Genomic DNA, 18,544 nt, shown 5'->3' with positions numbered 1-18,544 from the left:
GCGGGGAAGTTGGAAGGAGCCGCAATGGTACGCAGGGCGAGTTAGCGAAGCGTAACCCGCCAGGTTCTCGTGTACTTATGGGCAGAATTGGCGGATTTAGCTGCGCTAATCGGGCCCACGCGACATCAATGGCCTGCGGCGCGCCTGGCGGCTGCGTTGTTCAGCACGATCAGTGCATCGACCGCGACGCCGGTCTTGGCGTTGATCAGGAACGGGTTGACGTCAATCGATGCGATCCGGTCGCCGGCATCCGCAATCAAATTGGACAGGCCGACCAGCGCCTTCACGGCGGAGGCCTCGTGCAGAGCCGGCTTGCCGCGATAGCCGCGCATCTTGATGCCGGCTTTGGTGCGGCCGATCAGGAGCTTCGCCTCACCCTCGTCCAACGGCGCGCCCGCCAGCGCCACGTCCTTCATCAGCTCGATATCGATGCCGCCGGTGCCGAACAACACGACGGGTCCCATCTCTGCGTCGAGCGAGGCGCCGACCACGAGTTCGAGATCGGCCTTGACCTGCTGGGCGATCAGGATGCCGTCGAGGTTAGGCTTGCCCTTCAATCTCTTCACCCGCGCGGTGATGTCGGAGAATGCCTTCTTCACCTCGGCCGCGCTGTTGAGGTTCAGCACCACGCCGCCGATGTCGGATTTGTGAAGGATCTCGGCGCTGACAACCTTGGCTACGACCGGAAAGCCGATCTGCTTGGCGATCTTCACGGCCTCTGCCGCCGTCTGCGCGATTCCCTCCTTCGAAACGGGGATGCCATAGGCCTTCAGCAGCTTCTTCGAGGCGACCTCGTCGAGCGCGGCGCCGCTCGCCGAGCTCAGCGCCTTCTCCAGCACGGCGCGCGCGGCGGGCTTCGAGCCCGAGACGATGTCGGGCACTTCCTTACGCAGCTTCGCATAGGCAAGCAGCGATTTGATCGCGGTGACCGCGCGGTCGAGCCCTTGCATGACTGTGAGATGGGGTAGCGACTTGCGCAAACCTTTGGTGAACTCGGTGAAGCCGATCGACATCGCGCTGACATAGATCACGGGCTTTGAGGCCCGGCTCGCCATCTCGTCGACGATCCGCAGGTTCCGTTCGCGCAACTCATGCGGTGCCTTGGGCAGCTCGGCATCGATGATGACGACATCGATGTCGGGATCGTCGATCATCAGCTTGATCGACTTCATGTAGACGGAGGGGTCGACCACCGCTGCAAAGCCGGCGTCGAGCGGATTGCCGACGATCGATCCCGGCCCCAGCATTTTTGCGAGCTCGCCGCCGGTATGCGGACTCAACGGCGCAAAATTCAGGCCCTCAGCGTAGAAAGCGTCGATCAGCATGCCGCGCTTGCCGCCTGAGAGCGAGACCGCCGCGAGCCGATTGCCTTTCGGCACGGCCGCGTGGACAAAGCATTCAGTGGCTTCGATCAGCTCATCGAGCCCGTCCACGCGGATCACGCCTTCGCGGGTTGCAATCGCGTCGAATGTCTCGATCGATCCCGCCAGCGCGCCGGTATGCGCCATCGCGGCGGCGCGGCCACCTTCCGAGGATCCGAGCTTGAGCGCGATCACCGGCTTGCTCGCGGCACGCGCGGCCTTGCAGGCGTCGCGAAACGCCTTGGTGTTGCGCACGCCTTCGAGGTAGACGACGATCACCCTGATGCTGGGATCCTCGGCGAAATAGCGCATCAAGTCCGGTGTCTCGAGCCCGGTCTCGTTGCCTGTCGTCACCATGTAGCCGACCCCGACGCCACGGTCCTCCAGCGCCTGCCGGATCGCCATCACGATGGCGCCGGATTGGCCGGCGATCGCCACCGCGCCTTGTTCCATGGTGACGATGCGGTCGTCGATATTGGTGAAGAGCTTTTCGCCGGCGCTCAAATTGCCGAGACAGTTCGGACCGGTGACGGCGAGCCCCGTCTCGCGCACGGCCTGTTGCAGCTCTGCGGCGAGCTTCTGGCTGTCCTCGTCCTGCAACTCGCTGAACCCGGAGGTGACGATGGTGGCCGACCGCGCACCCGCGGCGGCGGCGTCGCGGATCACCTGCACGGCAAAGCGCGCCGGCACCAGCACCAATACATGATCAGGCTTCTCGGGAAGGCTGGCAAAATCCTTGTAGCAGGGCACGCCCCAGATGGTCTCGCGCTTGGCGTTGACAGGATAGAGCCCGCCCCCGTAGCCGTATTTGACCAGATTGTTCCAGATACGCTCGGCGTAATTGCCCGGCTTGTCGGTCGCGCCCACCAGCACGATGTTGCGCGGATGCAGCATGGCGTGGATGCCCTTGACGATGTCACTGGCATCGGGCGGCGGCGACCATGGGCGGGCAGGAACCGATGCAGCAGAAACCTGAGCTTCCATGGCGTGACCTCACCTGTTGTTCTTCTTGCTGGTGCGTCACGGGATCGTAGGGTGAGTTGCGTGGAGTGGCAACCAGCAGGGCTGCATGCCGCACGGCGGAATGAGAGGTGGACTGCCTTCGGCGACTTCATCGCCGTCGTGCGTCTCCTCCTCAGTAGCGCAAGGAGGCGCCGATGGCGGGCAACTATTCACGCTCTTCGATCAGAGTGGCATGCAGCACGTAACGTTCGGGGCCGGATGTGACGGCGTCGAACGGCCAGCAAGTCGAAAGGACAAGCTCGAAATCCTGCGTCGCTGGATCAATGCCCGATGCGTCGAAGCGGACAATCGCGGAAGCGTCGGCGCGGTAGCGAAAGTGTTTGCCGTCGCTTCGTGTAACATCAATCACGTCACCAATGGCAACGTTCCGCAAGAAGCGGAAATGGGTATCGCGATGTGCAGCATATACGGCAACACCGCGCTCGCCGGCATCCACCGTTTGGTCGATATGACCGGGGCCGAAGGCAAGGGCCTGGCCGCTCGTGCCGGAGAGCACGATGGCGCTGGCGCCGATCCGCTTCACCTCGATCCGCGCCACCGGCCAGGTATCGGCCCAGGACCACGGCTTGACCGGCTGGCCGGCCGTAATGCTCCGATCGAACGCACGTTCCAGTAGCACCTGCGCGAGCCAGGCCTTGGCGTAAATGTAGGCGCCATCGCCGAACAGGATCGTTCCGACGAGCACAAGGACCAGAGGGGAGACGAGGCGGGGCATGACAGGCTCTCTCGTCATTGCTTCGTCACTTCGCTGCTCGCAATGACAGGAAAAAATGCGCGCGCGACCGGTATGGGACGGGCAGCCGCGCGCGCCAAGCAAGAGGAGTTCGGGGGGACTCCTCTCTCAAGCGGCGTCAGTGAGCAAGGTCTGACGCCGGTTGAACACGAACAGGATCAGGGCGAGCACGATCATGATCAGGCCCGCGATCATCTTCAGCTCGGCTGAAGTCGCCGTCTTTGGCAGGCGAATCGTATCTGACGTGACGGGAGCCGGCCGTCTTGCCGCGGGCTGGCCTGCATCGGCGCGGCGTTCGCGCAGCTGCGTTGGCGTCAGTTGCGGACGTTCGCCGAACACCTTCGCGAAATCCCAGCCGGCCGGCAGGTTGATCGGCAACTCACTGAGCTTGAGCGGCTCGCCTTCGGGGCGGCTCGGCGTCTTGTCGACCGCGACGAGACTGGTCAGCCGCGTGACGATCTGATGGTCGAGCGCCAGCGCAAGGATCGACTTGTCGGCATCCTCCGGCGTCATCTCGCGGAGCGTCCGTGCCACCTCGGCATCGCCGATCTTGCGCCTGGCCCAGAGTTTTGACAGGCCCTTGCCTGCGGCGGCGTTTTGCAGCGGCAGCGTCACGGACCACGGACGGTCACCGACTCGGCCCTTGATCTCCAGCGAGCCCGCGAGCTTGTCGAGCTTCGCCGCCAGCACCAGCGGCTCGTCGCGATAGACGTCGGGAATGATCGCGGGGGTAATATCGGCCTTGGCCTCGGAGAATTTCGCGGAGAGGCCGGTCACGGCGGGGTTCTCCAGCTTGGCGAACAGGCCGCGCATCCGTTCCTCGACCTGCTCAACGGAGCCGATATGGGTGAAGGCCCCGCGGCCGAGCTCGGAGGCCCGCGTCATCAGATAGGTGTTGGGCGCGGAGCCGATTCCGATCATGAAGATGCGCGAGCGGCCGCGCATCGTGGTGATGGTCTCGAACAATTGCTGCTCGTTGCCGATCGCGCCGTCGGTGAGGAACACGATCTGGCGGACCATGTTGGTGTCGCCGAGCTTGTCGGTGAGCGCTGCGCGCATCGCCGGCACCATCTCGGTGCCGCCGCGGGCCTGCAATGCGCCGACGAACGAGGTCGCTTCGCCGACATGCGCGGCATCGGCGGGAACCGAGGCTGGAAACAACACGTCCATGGTGTCATCGAACCGGATCACGTTGAAGCGGTCATTCGGCTGGAGGCGGCCGAGCGCATAGAGAAGACTCGCTTTGGCCTGCTCGATCGACGTGCCGCCCATCGAGCCGGAATTGTCGATCACGAATACCACTTCGCGCGGTAGTGGCTTCTGCGTCGCCTGCTCGGCGGCCGGCGGCGTGACGAAGGCGAGCAGATAGTCGGCGTCGCCGACGTGCTCGCGGAACAGACCGACCGACGGTGCCTTCGCCGCCGCCGGCTTCCAGGTCAGTTCGAAGTCGCGATCGGCGGCTACGGTGTTGTCGGCCAGCGTCACGATGCGCGTCGCGTTATCAGGGCTTTCGATCCTGACATTGTGGTGATGGCTCTTCACCTCGCCGAGCGCAAAGCCGGAATTCAGGTGCACCGTGATGCTGGTCGGATTGACGGGCGCGTTGTTTGGAGAATTCTTGGCGGGATCGAGCACGGGCGGCGAGATGCGATCACGGTCCGGCACCGGGTCAGAATTGGTCGTGCCCCAGCCCGAGCCGTCCTTGCGGAAGTCGACGCTTTGCACGATCGGCGCCGGATTGTAGCGCGGCCCGACCACCAACGGCACACGCAGAGAGTATTCGCTGCCGGATTGATGCACCGGCTCCTGATATTCGATCTGCACCAGCACGGTTTCGCCGGGGCCGATATTGGCAACCGAATTGGTGAAGATGTTGGGCCGCTCCTGCTCGGTGAGCGCGGCCTTCTGTCCGGCGCGGCGTACCTGTTCGTAGATCACGCGTGCCTGCTGACGCTCCTTGACGTCGCCGACGATAACGCGATCGCCGACCACCATCTTCAGCGTGTCGACGGCGCCGTCACTGGCTAGCGGATAGACATAGGTCGCCTCGACCCAGTCCTTGGTGGGATTACGGAAAACTTGCGTGACGCGCGTGCGCAGCGTGGGACCTGAGACCGTGACGTCGATGTCGGTCCCGAGGCGGATGGCTTCGGTATAGGCGCCGTCTTCCTTCAGGAGAAGGCTGCCGGACCTGGCGTCGCCGGGCTGGAGCACGCTTGCCTGCTCCGTCGTCGCAGACCAGGAGGTCTCGAAGCTCACCAGCAGGGCCACGAAGCTGACCAGCAGCACGGCAATGCTTTGCGCCAGAAGGAACAGTCCGACCTTGATGAGCCTCTCGAGCCAGGGATGTTCGTGGCTGTCGACCGTGTCGTAATTGTCCATTTGGCCTGCTCCCGAAAGCTGTTTGGTGATGCCGAGCATCGGTCGGGAGGGGCTGGTTTCGCGAGCAGATTGATCGGCATTGTTCCGCCATGGCCGGCCTCGGCGGCCCGCCGCCTTGGCGGTCATGTCCGGTTTTGTGCTGACTTGTCCGGCCTGCTAGACTGGTGGCCGTGGAGCAGGGTTAACGATGCAGACGCAAGACAAGCTCTCTGACGGGCAGCTTTCGGACGAGCAGAGCCGCGAAGTCGCGGAGACGATCCGAGAGGAGATCGCCAGGCGCCGCATCTCACGGCAGGCGCTGGCCGAGCAGGCCAAGCTCAGCCTGTCGACACTGGAAAAGGCGCTCGGCGGCCGACGCCCGTTCACGCTGGCAACCACGGTCCGGCTGGAGCAGGCGCTGGGCGTATCATTGCGCAAGAGCCCGGTTGCGGCGGCGCCCGCAGCCGGCAACGATGTCGCGCCAGACAGCCTCGGCTCCTATTCGCATCGCGCCGTGACCTGGCTCGAGGGCGTCTACATCACGCTGCGGCCGTCCTTTGGCGACAAGGATGCGATCTTCGCCTATCGCACCGAGATCGTCTGGGAGCCGAAGGTCTCATCCCTGGTCTTCCGTGAGGGCGAGCGGACGGATGCGGCCTATGAGCACACCGGCGAGGTCGCGGTGCCGCATCAGTCCGGGTTCATCTATCTCGTCATCAACAAGCACGGCCAGCACCGGGTCATCACTGTGTCGCGGCCGACCGTGACCGGCGCGATGTATGGCATCATCTCGACGCTGCGCGCCGGCTCCGGCTCGCAACTGACGCCGGTCGCGGCGCCGATCGCCTATGTGCCACTCAAGAATGTCCCGACGCCGTCGCTCGGGCGGGTCGCGCCTGGGGACGCAAACCATGCGCTTTACCGCGATCATTTGCGCCGGACCGTCGACGATTCGTTCGCGCTCTTCCTGCCGGGATAATGCGTCCTCGCGGCTTGCAAAAAAAATAGCGGCCTTGCGGCCGCTATTTCCTTGAAATGTGCACGCTCGTCGTGAACTAACCGCTCGGTTCGGCGCTGATGATGGGGCCGAACAACTCCCACTGTCCGCTCTTGAACCGCCACATCTTGAGCTGCTCGATCGGGGCGAAGTCGGTAGCCGAGGTGTTGATCGTGATTCCCGGGATCAGCGTATCAGGCGTGAAGTCCTTCAGGCTGGCGGCCTGCTTCATTACATTCTCGCGGGTCATATTGTCGCCCGCCTGCTTCAGCACCTGCACCATGGTCTGGGCTGCGGCGTAGCCGTAAACCAGATTGGCGTCCGAAATGTTCGCGCCCGGCATGTACTTCTCGATGAAGGCCATGAACTCCTTCATGCCGGCATCGTCTTTCCACTGCGGATCTGACGCATCCTTGAGGTAACCGGCCGAGAGCACGCCCTCGGAGGCCTCGAGGCCGGCGGGCTTCATCACCGCGCCGATCGAGACCGACACGTCGGTCATCAGGTGCATCGGCTTCCAGCCAAGCTCGGCCATCTTCTTGATGGCTTGAGCCGCGAACTTCGGGGTTGCGATGTTCACGAAGACGTCGGCGCCGGTGTCCTTGAGCTTGACGATATGGGCGTCGATCGACGGCTCCGACGTCTCGTAGCTCTCTTCGGCCACGATCAGCTTCGAGGCCTTGTCGCCGAACACGTCCTTGATGCCGGCGAGGTAGTCTTTGCCGAAATCATCATTGGCATAGAAGATTGCGACCTTCGCGTCTGGCTTCTCCTTCAGAATGTACTTTGCGAAGATCCGCGCCTCGACCCGGTAGCTCGGCTGGAAGCCCATGGTCCAGGGGAAGTTGTGCGGGTCGTTCCACTTGCTGGCGCCGGTCGCGAGGAAGAGCTGAGGCACCTTCTTGGAATTGTGATATTTCTGCACGGCGGTCTGGGTCGGTGTGCCCAGCGCGTTGAACACCAGGAAGACCTCGTCGCTCTCGATCAGCTTCCGGATCTGCTCCACCGTCTTCGGCGGCGAATAGCCGTCGTCGTAGGAGATCCAGTTGATCTTGCGGCCGTTGATGCCGCCCTGATCATTGATCATCTTGAAATAGGCCTCTTCGGTCTTGCCGATGACGCCGTAGGCGGATGCCGGGCCGGAATAGGCCTCGACATTGCCGATCTTGATCTCGGTGTCGGTGACGCCGGTGTCATATTTCTTCTGCGCATAGGCAGACTGTGTCGCAAGCAGCGTCATCGCTGTTGCTGCGGCAAGTAGCGAGAGTTTCTTGTTCATGAAAATTCCTTGGGGTTCTTCTGGTTTTTGGGCAGGCACGTCAAAGAAGAAAAGCGCCCACGAGACGGACGCTTTGATCAGGCGTTGGCGACTTTCTTGTCTACTTCCGAGGTGATCGAGAATTCCTTGCGCAATGTTGGCTTGTGGATTTTTCCGGTGGCGTTGCGCGGCAACGCGTCGACGAAACGAATCTGGCGCGGACATTTGAAGCGCGCCAGGTTCGCGGCGCAATGTGCGAAGACGTCGGCCTCGGTCAGGCGCTGGCCAGGCTTCACCGCAACGATCGCGAGGCCGACCTCGCCCCATTGCGGGTCGGGAATGCCGATCACGGCGGCTTCGCCAATTGCGGCGAGCTGGTGCAGGACGTTCTCGACCTCGGCCGGATAGACGTTCTCGCCGCCGGAGATGTACATGTCCTTCCAGCGATCGACGATGTAGTAGAAGCCCTCTTCATCCACGCGGGTCGCATCGCCGGTGTGCAGCCAGCCGTCGGTGAACGAGGATTTGTTCGCTTCCGGCCTGTTCCAATAGCCCGGGGTGATGTTGGGGCCCTTGACCCAGAGCTCCCCGAGCTCGCCGACATCGGCATCGCTGCCGTCGGGACGCACGATGCGCACCTCCGTGTGCAGCACCGGCTTGCCGGCCGAGCCGGCCTTGCGCGCCGCGTCCTCGCGGTCGAGAACCAGCACGGCCGGAGACGTCTCGGTCATACCGTAGCCCTGCTGAAGTGCGACGCCGCGGGCCTCCCATACTTTCAGCAGCGGCACGGGCATCGGAGCGCCGCCGACGCCGCAGACGATCAGCCGGGAAAGGTCCGTCGTCGCGAAAGCAGGCTGCTGCGCCATGAACTGATAGATCGCGGGCACGCCGAAGAACACGTTGATGCCCTGCGCGGGATCGTTGATCAGGCCGAGTGCGGTGGCGGGATCGAAGGCGCGCATGATCGTCACGGTGCCGCCGGCGTGCAGCACAGGATTGGTGTAGCAATTCAGCCCACCGGTGTGGAATAGCGGCAGCACGGTGAGCAGCACGGAAGACGGCCCGATACAGGCGGGGCCGCCGAGGTTGACGCAATTCCAGAACGTCATGCCATGGGTGATGGTCGCGCCCTTGGGGTGACCCGTCGTGCCCGACGTGTACATGATGGTCGAGACATCATCGAGCGTGACCTCTTCCGCATGATCGAATGGCTTCGCGGCAGCGATGCCGGCTTCATAGGCGCCGCCGGCACCGAGCAGAAGGCTTGTCGCGACGTTGCAGAGTTTTGCGACAGCGAGCGCCGTCTCGGCCAGATCAGCGTCGTGGATCATCACCTTCGGCGCGCAATCGCCGGTGATGAACTGAAGCTCGGGAACGGTGAGGCGGGTGTTCAGCGGCACGAAGACGGCGCCGAGCCGTCCGCAGGCGAACTGCACCTCCAGCGTATCGGTGGTGTTCAGCGCCAGCACCGCGACGCGGTCGCCGCGCGAGACCCCCAACATATGGCGGAAGAACGAGGCAAGGCGAGAGACGCGGGCGTCGAACTGCGCATAGGTAAAGCGGCGATCGCTCGCGAGGTCGATGGCCGCGACTTTGCCGGGCGAGCGGCGCGCGTGATGAGCGATCCAGTCGTAGTAACGAACGGCCAAAAATTCCTCCCTCGGGCGGTCTTGTGCCGCCTGAATTTATTGCTGTGCAGCATGGCCGGCGTGGCCCTAGGGCCAGCCGGAGTTTGGTGCAGCAGTCTTTTTTTGATTTGGAGTTGGCCTGCGAGGGGTGAAAACCGTCTTGCGTTGAGTTGCTAGGTTACGGCCGGAGAGGCGCCGCGCCCGCAGTCAGCCACTCCGCGCAAGTGAGCCGCCGACCTTCCGGCCATGGTGGAACGAGAAGAGAGTCGTCGGAGACGCGTATGCGATGATGAGCCCGTTCTATACCGTCGATCACGACGCTTTCCGCGACGTCATGCGCCGCTTCGTCGACAAGGAGATCGCACCGTTCGCCCATGAGTGGGATGAGGCCGGCGAATTTCCCCGCGCGCTTTATCGCAAGGCGGCCGAGATCGGCCTGTTGGGGCTCGGATTCCCTGAGGAATATGGCGGGATCGCCGCTGATCAGTTCATGAAGATCGTGGCGAGCCAGGAGCTGGCGCGGGCCGGCGCCGGCGGCGTCAGCGCCAGCCTGATGAGCCACACCATCGGCTCGCCGCCGATCGCGCGCGCCGCGCGGCCGGAGGTGAAGGCGCGTGTGCTGCCGCAGGTGCTCTCCGGCGAGAAGATCTCCGCGCTCGCGATCACCGAGCCGGGCGGCGGTTCTGATGTTGCGAACCTCCGCACCAAGGCACGGCGCGATGGCAATCACTACGTCGTGAGCGGCGAGAAGACCTTCATCACCTCGGGCGTCCGCGCCGACTATCTGACCGTTGCGGTGCGTACCGGCGGCGAGGGCGCCGGCGGCGTGAGCCTGCTCCTGATCGAGGGCGATACGCCCGGTCTGTCACGGACCAAGCTGAAGAAGATGGGCTGGTGGGCCTCCGACACCGCGACCCTGCATTTCGACGAGTGCCGCGTGCCGATCGAGAACCTGATCGGCGAAGAAGGCCAGGGCTTCAAGATCATCATGCAGAACTTCAACAGCGAGCGCATGGGCATGGCCGCCGGCTGCACCGCGTTCGCCCGCGTCTGTCTCGATGAAGCCGTCGCCTATGCCAAGGAACGCAAGACCTTTGGCAAGCCGCTCGCCCAGCACCAGGTCATCCGCCACAAGATCGTCGACATGGCACAGAAGGTCGCAGCCTCTCAGGCGATGCTAGAGATGCTGGCGTGGCGGCTGGAGCAGGGCGAGAGTCCGGTCGCCGAAATCTGCATGATGAAGAACCAGGCGACGCAGACGATGGCATTCTGCGCCTCGGAAGCGGTGCAGATCTTTGGCGGCGCCGGCTTCATGCGCGGCATCAAGGCTGAGCGCATCTATCGCGAGGTCAAGGTCAACGCGATCGGCGGCGGCACCGAGGAGATCATGAAGGATCTGGCGTCGAGGCAGATGGGGTTGTGAATACTCTCTCCTCGCGTCATTCCGGGGCGCGAGCGAAGCGGAGCGAGCCGGAATCCATGCTCACGATGGTGGTTATGGATTCCGGGCCCGCGCCAAGAGGCGCGTCCCGGAACGACGAGGCTGAGAGAGAATGCTGTTCACCGCCGACCACGACGATATCCGCCGTTCCCTGCAGAAATTCATCGCCAACGAGATCAATCCCCATGTCGATGAATGGGAGAAGGCCGATATCTTCCCGGCGCACGAGCTGTTCAAGAAGATGGGCAGCCTCGGCTTCCTCGGACTGAACAAGCCCACCGAGTTCGGCGGCTCGGGCCTCGATTATTCCTATGCGCTGATGATGGCGGAGGAGCTTGGTGCGATCACCTGTGGCGGCGTGCCGATGGCGATCGGGGTGCAGACCGACATGGCAACGCCGGCGCTGGCCCGGTTCGGGTCGGACGAGGTGCGACGTGAATTTCTGACGCCCTCGATCTCAGGCGACTTCGTTGCCTGCATCGGCGTCTCCGAGCCAGGCGCGGGCTCGGACGTCGCCTCGATCAAGACCAGCGCACGCTCGGATGGCGACGACTACGTCATCACCGGTGGCAAGATGTGGATCACCAACGGCACCCAGGCCGACTGGATCTGCCTGCTCGCCAACACCGGTGACGGTCCCGTTCACCGCAACAAATCGCTGATCTGCGTGCCCATGAAGAGCAAGGGCGTCAATGTCGCGCGAAAGCTCGACAAGATGGGCATGCGCTCCTCGGACACGGCGCAGATCTTCTTCGATAATGTCCGCGTGCCCAAGCGCAACCGGATCGGCGAGGAGGGCAAGGGCTTTACCTATCAGATGATCCAGTTTCAGGAGGAGCGTCTCTGGGGCGCGGCAGCCTGCCTGAAGGCGCATGAATACGTCATCAACGAGACCATCGAATACACCCGCAACAGAAAAGCCTTCGGCCAGAGCATCCTCGACAATCAGGTCGTCCACTTCAAGCTCGCGGAGATGCAGACCGAGGTCGAGCTGTTGCGCGCGCTGATCTATCGCGCCGCCGAGCAACTGGTCGCCGGCGAGGATGTCACAAGGCTTGCGACCATGGCCAAGCTGAAGGCCGGTCGGCTCGGCCGCGAGCTCACCGACGCCTGCTTGCAATATTGGGGCGGAATGGGCTTTACCAACGAGACGCCGGTCAGCCGCGCCTATCGCGACAGCCGCCTGACCTCGATCGGCGGTGGCGCCGACGAGGTCATGCTGATGGTCCTGTGCAAGATGATGGGCACGCTGCCCGGAAGTCATAAAGTGTGAGCATGATCTTGTCGGAAAACCGCTTCACACTTCTCCGGATCATGCTCTGAAGGGAAGGCGACCTGATGATTACGCTCTATCACTGCGACGCCGCGCGCTCGTTCCGCCCGCTCTGGATGCTGGAGGAGATGGGACTGCCGTATGAGCTGAAGATGCTGCCATTTCCGCCGCGGGTCTTCGCCAAGGAATACCTCGCGCTCAATCCGCTCGGCACGATTCCCTTCATGGTCGATGGCGAGACCAGGATGACGGAGTCCTCCGGAATTTGCCACTATCTCGGCGTCAAGCACGGGCCGACGCCGCTGATGGTCGGCCCTGAAGATCCCGCCTATGGCGCGTTCCTGAACTGGATGTATTTCAGCGACGCCACATTAACCTTCCCGCAGACGCTGGTGCTCCGCTACACCCAGCTTGAGCCGGAGGAGCGCCGCAATCCGCAGGTCGCCACCGACTACGCAAAGTGGTTCCTGGGGCGGTTGCGTGCGGTCGAGGCGGCGACCGCGCATGCCGAAACTTTGTGCGCGGGTCGTTTTACCGCCGCTGACATTGTCATCGGTTATGCGCTTCGCCTGGCCAGCAATATTGGTCTCGCCAAGGATTTCGGGCCGAATGTCACAGCCTATTGGGCGCGATTGCAGCAGCGCGACGGCTTCAAGCGCGCGGTTGCCGCGGAGCAGAAGGCCGGCACTGAACAGAATGTTGCGCCGCGCGTGAGAGCATAGGCATTCCGCAGGATGGGACTACCGTCTCACCGTGGTTCCGGGCGGGCTCATCTCTCGTCCCGGACTGGCAATCTTTTGCGCGCGATGACAGCGCTATCGCGCCGTGACAGCGCCCAAATTTCCGCTAAGGTGGCCTCCGTCCGCAGCGGCCAAAGAGCCGCGCGAGGAGGATCCCCATGGAAGATAACGGTCGCGAATCCGACCATTTGATGCTGATCACGCCGGAGCGGGTCTTCTATGCCGGCTTGCTCGGCAGGCCCCGCAAGCGGACCCCAGGTTGTTGCCACGTCTATGTCGCGGTGAAAGGCAGCTTGCATCTCACGATCGACGACGTCCTCGCCAGCGGCGAACTGTTCATCACTCTCCCAAACCAGCGGCATTCCATTGCCAGCGACTACCGCACTGCAATCAGCGTCACGCTCGAGCCGGAAAGCATGCCGGACGGCGTGCTGGAGGATTTGGCTCGGCGGCTGATGGGGCCGGACCGAGCGGTGTATGCCCGCAAAATCCTCGCCGCCTACGCGCTGCTGCGCCAGCGCCGCTATGGCGACATCAACACCGCCGAATTCGACGAGATGTGTTTTGGCGAGGCGCTGCCGCGCCGTGTGCTCGACCGGCGTGTGACGCGCGCCGTCGCCCGCATCGAGCGCTTCTCGGGCGAGCCGGTAACGGCCGATACCTGTGCGGCCGAAGCTGGTCTCTCGGCCTCGCGCTTCCTGCATCTGTTCAAGGAGGAGACCGGCATCTCGTTCCGCTCTTTCCGCGCCTGGAAGCGCGCGCGGCATCTGTTGCACTTCGCCAACCAGGATCTCAACCTCGCCCATCTCGCGCAGGACATCGGCTATCCCGATAGCACGCATTTCAGCCATTCGATCCGCCGCTTCTACGGTTTGAAGCCGCGCGCGATCTTCGTCGGCTCGCGCGATCTTGCGATCTATCGCAGCACCGAGACGGTGCGGGAGCTCGCGGAAGCGGGCTGACGCTGCTCTGGTAGGGTGAATTGGCCGAAGGCGTAGTCCACCAGTTCTGCATCCGCGGTGAGAGGCCTTGCTGGGTTACTTTGGCTAACTCACCCTACGATTGATGCCTTTTTTCAGCTTCTCCGCGCAAGAAGCCGCATGCCCCGCATCACATGATCGCAGGCGTTGAATTCTCAACGTGCGAGACATCAGTGGTATGAGCGACAAGGCCGTCATCACCTGCGCGCTGAACGGCGTGCTCACCGACCCGAAGCAGCACAACGTGCCTGTGACGCCCGAGCAGATGGCGCGCGAGGCCAAGGCGGCGTTCGATGCGGGCGCCTCCGTCATGCATATCCATCTGCGCCAGCAGGCTCCGAACAAGGGCCATCTGCCGTCCTGGGACGTCGCCGTCAGCAAGGAGATCCAGCAGGCGATCCGGGAAGCCTGCCCCGGTGTGATCATCAACCACACCTCGGGCGTCTCCGGTCCAAACTATAGCGGCGCGCTCGATTGCATCCGCGAGACCAGGCCGGAGATCGCCGCCTGCAATGCAGGCTCGCTGAATTATCTGAAGGTGAAGGCCGACAACACCTGGGCCTGGCCGCCGATGATGTTCGACAACGCAGTCGAGAAGGTGAAGGACTATCTCGACGTCATGAACGCGGTGGGCACTATCCCCGAGTTCGAATGCTTTGACGTCGGCATCGTGCGCTGCGTCGGCATGTACCACCAGGTTGGCATGTACAAGGGGCCGCTCGAATACAACTTCGTCATGGGCGTCGCCTCCGGCATGCCATCCGATCCCGAGCTTTTGCCGATCCTGATCAAGCTGAAGCGCCCCGAAGCGCAATTCCAGGTCACTGCGATCGGCCGCGAAGAGATCTGGCCGTTGCACCAGCGCTGCGCCGAGCTCGGCGGTCACCTCCGTACTGGTCTCGAGGACGCCTTCTATCTCGCCGACGGCAAGAAGGTGACCTCGAACGGCCAGCTGATCGAGGCCATCGGGGCCTGCGCCCGCCGTGCCGGCCGCGAGATCGCAAGCCCCGCCGAGGCACGGAAGATCTTTGGGACGAACAGGTAGGTATCGCCTCACCCGTCATTGCGAGCCGAGCGAAGCAATCCAGAATCGTTCCGCTGAGGCAGTCTGGATTGCTTCGTCGCAAGCGCTCCTCGCAATGACGACTGGGAAAGAATCATGTCCATTCTCGAAAACACCATCTCCCCCGGCAGTGCCGCCTACCATGCGAATCGCGATGGCATGCTCGGCTTGATCGACCGCATGCGCGCGCTGGAAGAGCGCACGCGTGCGGCATCGGCGGCAGCCAAGGATCGCTTCCATAAGCGCGGCCAGCTGTTGCCGCGCGAGCGCGTCGCGCTGGTGCTCGATCCCGGCGCGCCCTTTATCGAACTCTCGACGCTGGCCGGCTACATGTTCGACGTGCCGGATGCGGCCAAGAGCGTGCCGGGCGGCGGCGTCATCGCCGGCATCGGCTTCGTCTCGGGCATTCGCTGCATGGTCAGCGCCAACGACGCCGGCATCGATGCCGGCGCGCTGCAGCCCTACGGCCTCGATAAGACGATTCGCGTTCAGGAACTCGCGCTGGAGAACAAGCTGCCCTATGTGCAGCTCGTCGAGAGTGCCGGCGCCAATCTGCTGCGCTATCGCGTCGAGGACTTTGTTCGTGGCGGCAACATCTTTCGCAATCTCGCACGGCTCTCCGCCGCGGGCCTGCCGGTCGTTACGGTCACGCACGGTTCGTCGACTGCCGGTGGCGCCTACCAGACCGGCCTGTCCGACTACATCGTGATGGTTCGCGGCCGCACCCGCGCTTTCCTTGCCGGGCCGCCACTGTTGAAGGCCGCAACCGGCGAGATCGCAACGGAGGAAGAACTCGGCGGCGCCGAGATGCACACGCAGGTGTCCGGCCTCGGTGACTATCTCGCCGAGGACGATCGCGACGCGTTGCGCATCGCGCGCGACATCATGGCGGCGCTGGAATGGGAGCGGCCAGGCAGGGCCGTGCCGGAGTATAAGCCGCCGCGCTACGATCAGGACGAGCTGCTCGGCATCATGCCGATAGACCACAAGCGCCCCGTCGACATGAAGCAGGTGATCGCCCGCCTCGTCGACGATTCCGACTTCACCGAGATGGCGCCGAATTACGGCCCGGCCACTGTCTGCGGCCATGCCCGCATCGAGGGGCAGGCGATCGGTATCATCACCAACAACGGCCCGCTTGATCCTGATGGCGCCAACAAGGCGACGCATTTCATCCAGGCTTGCTGCCAGACCCGCACGCCGATCCTCTATCTCAACAACACGACCGGCTACATGGTCGGCAAGGCTTATGAAGAGGCCGGCATGATCAAGCACGGCTCGAAGATGATCCAGGCGGTAACGTCGGCGACGGTGCCGCAGATCACCATTTATTGCGGCGCCTCGTTCGGCGCCGGCAATTACGGCATGTGCGGGCGCGGCTTCCATCCGCGCTTCTGCTTCTCCTGGCCGAACGCCAAGACCGCCGTGATGGGCGGCGAGCAGGCCGCCGAAACCATGGCCATCGTGACCGAAGCTGCCGCCGCGCGCCGTGGCAAGCCGATCGAGAAAGACAAGCTGGAGGCCATGAAGGCGCAGATCGTCGGCGTTTTCGACGGCCAAATGGATGTGTTTTCGACGAGCGCCCGCGTGCTCGACGACGGCGTGATCGATCCGCGCGACACCCGCGCGGTCCTCTCCGAAGTGCTCGCGATCTGCCGCGAGGGCGACAGGCGGACACCCCAGCGCATGCAATTCTCGGTGGCCCGCCCATGAGGAACGGATCAGTGCAACACCGGCCGTTCTCTCGGGTTCTGGTCGCCAATCGCGGCGAGATCGCATTGCGCGTGATGCGCAGCGCGCGGCAGCTTGGGCTTGGCGTCGTTGCGGTCTATTCGGACGCTGATTGCGACGCGCTCCATGTCAAGCAGGCCGATCAGGCCGTCCGCATTGGCGAAGCCTTGCCGGCGCAGTCCTATCTCAACATCCCCGCGATCATCGCAGCAGCCAAGGCGAGCGGCGCGGACGCCGTGCATCCCGGTTACGGCTTCCTTGCCGAGAACGAAGACTTTGCGCAGGCCTGCAAGGAAGCCGGCCTCGTCTTCATCGGTCCGTCGCCGCAGGCGATCGAGGCGATGGGCAACAAGGCCGGCGCCAAGGAGATCATGAAGAAGGCCGGCGTGCCTGTTGTACCCGGCTACCAGGGCGCTGATCAGGGCGATGACATCATGTTTGCGGAGGCTAAAAAGATCGGCTTCCCCGTGATGATCAAGGCGGTGGCGGGTGGCGGTGGTCGCGGCATGCGGCTTGTCAATGACGAGGCGTCCTTCCCCGATGCACTGCGCAGTGCGCGTTCGGAAGCGAAGGCGGCGTTCGGTGACCCCACGGTGATCCTCGAGCGTGCTATCCAGAACCCGCGGCACATCGAGGTCCAGGTGTTCGGCGATCGCCATGGCAACGCCATTCATCTCGGCGAGCGCGATTGCTCGGTGCAGCGCCGGCACCAGAAGCTGATCGAGGAAGCGCCATCGCCGGCGATGACGCCGGAGCTGCGCGCGAAGATGGGCGAGGTCGCGGTCGCAGCCGTGAAGGCGCTGCGTTACGAAGGCGCCGGCACGCTGGAGTTCCTGCTCGACCGGAGCGGGGAATTCTACTTCATGGAGATGAACACGCGCCTCCAGGTCGAACATCCCGTGACGGAGGCCATCACTGGCCTTGATCTCGTCGAGCTGCAGCTGCGTGTCGCGCGCGGCGAGCCGCTGCCGGTGAAGCAGCAGGACGTCGAGTTCACAGGGCATGCTATCGAGGTGCGCCTGTGCTCGGAAGATGCAGCGCAGGATTTCATGCCGCAGTCCGGCCTCATGGCGCGCTGGCAGGTGCCTGACGGCATACGCGTCGAGCACGCGCTGCAGTCGGGATCGGAGATCCCGCCGTTCTACGATTCCATGATCGCCAAGGTGATCGGCCATGGCGCGACGCGCGAGGAGGCGAGGGGACGGCTGATTGTCGGGCTGGAGCAACTTACCGCGTTCGGCGTGACGACCAATCAGTCGTTCCTGATCTCGTGCCTGCGTCACCCCGGCTTTGCCAAGGGCGAAGCGACGACGGCGTTCATTGGCGCGCATCGCGACGAGCTGCTGGCGCCGCGTACCGATGCTGCATTCGACACGGCACTCGCCGGCCTGTTGCTCTACGCCACCAATCCGCGCGCACCGGCATGGCGCGGTGGCCGGAGCTTGTCGGCAACATTCCCGCTACCTGCCAAGCTCGAAATCGCCGGTCATGTGAATGAACTGGACGTCACGCGCGAGCGCAATGGGAGCTACACTGTCGCCACTGTCGCGCGGCAAGACAAATTCGAGATCGATCAGCTCGATCCCGACGCCATCCGTTTCCGCCACGACGGCGTGATGGATAGCGCCAAATTCCTGCGCGACGGCGATCGGCTGTTCGTCCAGCACCGCGGCAATTCGCTCGCGGTGAATGATCTCACGCTCGCTGCGCCAAAGGCTGCCGCGAGCAATGGCGGCGACGGAAAGGTCCGCGCCGCCATGAACGGTCGCGTCGTTGCCGTTCTCGTCAAGGCAGGTGATCGTGTCACCGCCGGCCAGCCCGTGATGACGCTCGAAGCGATGAAGATGGAGCACGTCCACAAGGCCGGCATTGACGGCGTCGTCGCCGCGATCGGTGTCGCCGAGGGCGAGCAGGTGACGACAGGCAGGATCGTGGCGGAGATCGGTGTGTAACGA

Annotated in this window: 13 protein-coding genes; 8 read left to right on the top strand and 5 right to left on the bottom strand. The window is 63.7% G+C overall.

Annotation, left to right across the window (positions count from 1 at the left end):
* Positions 1-125: 125 nt before the first annotated feature.
* From JQ631_RS17670 to JQ631_RS17660, 3 genes are all read right to left on the bottom strand, one after another.
* The gene (locus tag JQ631_RS17670; RefSeq protein WP_212327957.1) at positions 126-2,345 is read right to left on the bottom strand and encodes an acetate--CoA ligase family protein; all 2,220 of its coding nucleotides are present in this window, start codon (positions 2,343-2,345) and stop codon (positions 126-128) included.
* A 184-nt stretch (positions 2,346-2,529) separates the two neighbouring features.
* The gene (locus JQ631_RS17665) at positions 2,530-3,099 is read right to left on the bottom strand and encodes a class GN sortase (protein ID WP_212327956.1); all 570 of its coding nucleotides are present in this window, start codon (positions 3,097-3,099) and stop codon (positions 2,530-2,532) included.
* Between the two features lie 126 nt (positions 3,100-3,225).
* Positions 3,226-5,499 (bottom strand): marine proteobacterial sortase target protein, encoded by a 2,274-nt coding sequence (locus JQ631_RS17660; protein WP_212327955.1) that lies wholly within the window; start codon positions 5,497-5,499, stop codon positions 3,226-3,228.
* A gap of 187 nt (positions 5,500-5,686) precedes the next feature.
* Between JQ631_RS17660 and JQ631_RS17655 the strand changes: the two genes are divergently transcribed.
* Positions 5,687-6,457 carry a helix-turn-helix domain-containing protein gene (locus JQ631_RS17655; protein WP_212327954.1) on the top strand — a complete coding sequence of 257 codons (771 nt, stop codon included), beginning with the start codon at positions 5,687-5,689 and terminating at the stop codon, positions 6,455-6,457.
* 76 nt (positions 6,458-6,533) lie between these two features.
* On the opposite strand, the gene JQ631_RS17650 is transcribed toward JQ631_RS17655, so the two are convergent.
* Together JQ631_RS17650 and JQ631_RS17645 are read right to left on the bottom strand one after the other, a co-directional pair.
* A complete protein-coding gene (locus JQ631_RS17650; protein ID WP_212327953.1) occupies positions 6,534-7,754 on the bottom strand; it encodes an ABC transporter substrate-binding protein in 1,221 nt (406 codons plus the stop codon).
* Positions 7,755-7,831: 77 nt separating this feature from the next.
* Entirely contained in the window at positions 7,832-9,382 is a 1,551-nt protein-coding gene (locus tag JQ631_RS17645; protein WP_212327952.1) for an acyl-CoA synthetase, read from the bottom strand.
* Between the two features lie 265 nt (positions 9,383-9,647).
* Here JQ631_RS17645 and JQ631_RS17640 point away from each other — a divergent pair, with 265 nt between their 5' ends.
* The 7 genes from JQ631_RS17640 to JQ631_RS17610 all read left to right on the top strand — a co-directional run bounded on the left by JQ631_RS17640 (position 9,648) and on the right by JQ631_RS17610 (position 18,541).
* Positions 9,648-10,784, top strand: coding sequence for an acyl-CoA dehydrogenase family protein (locus JQ631_RS17640; protein ID WP_212327951.1), 1,137 nt, complete (start codon positions 9,648-9,650; stop codon positions 10,782-10,784).
* Positions 10,785-10,914: 130 nt separating this feature from the next.
* A complete protein-coding gene (locus JQ631_RS17635) occupies positions 10,915-12,075 on the top strand; it encodes an acyl-CoA dehydrogenase family protein (RefSeq protein WP_212327950.1) in 1,161 nt (386 codons plus the stop codon).
* 65 nt (positions 12,076-12,140) lie between these two features.
* Positions 12,141-12,797: a glutathione S-transferase family protein gene (locus tag JQ631_RS17630; protein ID WP_212327949.1), complete on the top strand. Its 657-nt coding sequence runs from the start codon at positions 12,141-12,143 to the stop codon at positions 12,795-12,797.
* A 176-nt stretch (positions 12,798-12,973) separates the two neighbouring features.
* A complete protein-coding gene (locus tag JQ631_RS17625) occupies positions 12,974-13,777 on the top strand; it encodes a helix-turn-helix domain-containing protein (RefSeq protein ID WP_212327948.1) in 804 nt (267 codons plus the stop codon).
* A gap of 196 nt (positions 13,778-13,973) precedes the next feature.
* Positions 13,974-14,840, top strand: coding sequence for a beta-keto acid cleavage family enzyme (locus JQ631_RS17620; RefSeq protein WP_212327947.1), 867 nt, complete (start codon positions 13,974-13,976; stop codon positions 14,838-14,840).
* Between the two features lie 114 nt (positions 14,841-14,954).
* Positions 14,955-16,571, top strand: a complete 1,617-nt coding sequence (locus JQ631_RS17615) for an acyl-CoA carboxylase subunit beta (RefSeq protein WP_212327946.1) — start codon at positions 14,955-14,957, stop codon at positions 16,569-16,571.
* Complete coding sequence (locus JQ631_RS17610) at positions 16,568-18,541, top strand: acetyl/propionyl/methylcrotonyl-CoA carboxylase subunit alpha (protein ID WP_212327945.1); 1,974 nt, start codon at positions 16,568-16,570, stop codon at positions 18,539-18,541. The genes JQ631_RS17615 and JQ631_RS17610 overlap by 4 nt, the downstream gene beginning before the upstream one ends.
* Positions 18,542-18,544 lie beyond the last annotated feature (3 nt).

Source organism: Bradyrhizobium manausense (genome assembly GCF_018131105.1).
Taxonomy (GTDB): Bacteria; Pseudomonadota; Alphaproteobacteria; order Rhizobiales; family Xanthobacteraceae; genus Bradyrhizobium; species Bradyrhizobium manausense_B.
Note: the sequence above shows the minus strand (reverse complement) of the source record. Positions and strands in the feature narration are given on the sequence as shown.

Coding starts and splice junctions, on each gene's coding strand:
- JQ631_RS17670 (WP_212327957.1), bottom strand. CDS start 2,345: ATGGAAGCTCAGGTTTCTGCTGCATCGGTTCCTGCCCGCCCATGGTCG.
- JQ631_RS17665 (WP_212327956.1), bottom strand. CDS start 3,099: ATGCCCCGCCTCGTCTCCCCTCTGGTCCTTGTGCTCGTCGGAACGATC.
- JQ631_RS17660 (WP_212327955.1), bottom strand. CDS start 5,499: ATGGACAATTACGACACGGTCGACAGCCACGAACATCCCTGGCTCGAG.
- JQ631_RS17655 (WP_212327954.1), top strand. CDS start 5,687: ATGCAGACGCAAGACAAGCTCTCTGACGGGCAGCTTTCGGACGAGCAG.
- JQ631_RS17650 (WP_212327953.1), bottom strand. CDS start 7,754: ATGAACAAGAAACTCTCGCTACTTGCCGCAGCAACAGCGATGACGCTG.
- JQ631_RS17640 (WP_212327951.1), top strand. CDS start 9,648: ATGATGAGCCCGTTCTATACCGTCGATCACGACGCTTTCCGCGACGTC.
- JQ631_RS17635 (WP_212327950.1), top strand. CDS start 10,915: ATGCTGTTCACCGCCGACCACGACGATATCCGCCGTTCCCTGCAGAAA.
- JQ631_RS17630 (WP_212327949.1), top strand. CDS start 12,141: ATGATTACGCTCTATCACTGCGACGCCGCGCGCTCGTTCCGCCCGCTC.
- JQ631_RS17625 (WP_212327948.1), top strand. CDS start 12,974: ATGGAAGATAACGGTCGCGAATCCGACCATTTGATGCTGATCACGCCG.
- JQ631_RS17620 (WP_212327947.1), top strand. CDS start 13,974: ATGAGCGACAAGGCCGTCATCACCTGCGCGCTGAACGGCGTGCTCACC.
- JQ631_RS17615 (WP_212327946.1), top strand. CDS start 14,955: ATGTCCATTCTCGAAAACACCATCTCCCCCGGCAGTGCCGCCTACCAT.
- JQ631_RS17610 (WP_212327945.1), top strand. CDS start 16,568: ATGAGGAACGGATCAGTGCAACACCGGCCGTTCTCTCGGGTTCTGGTC.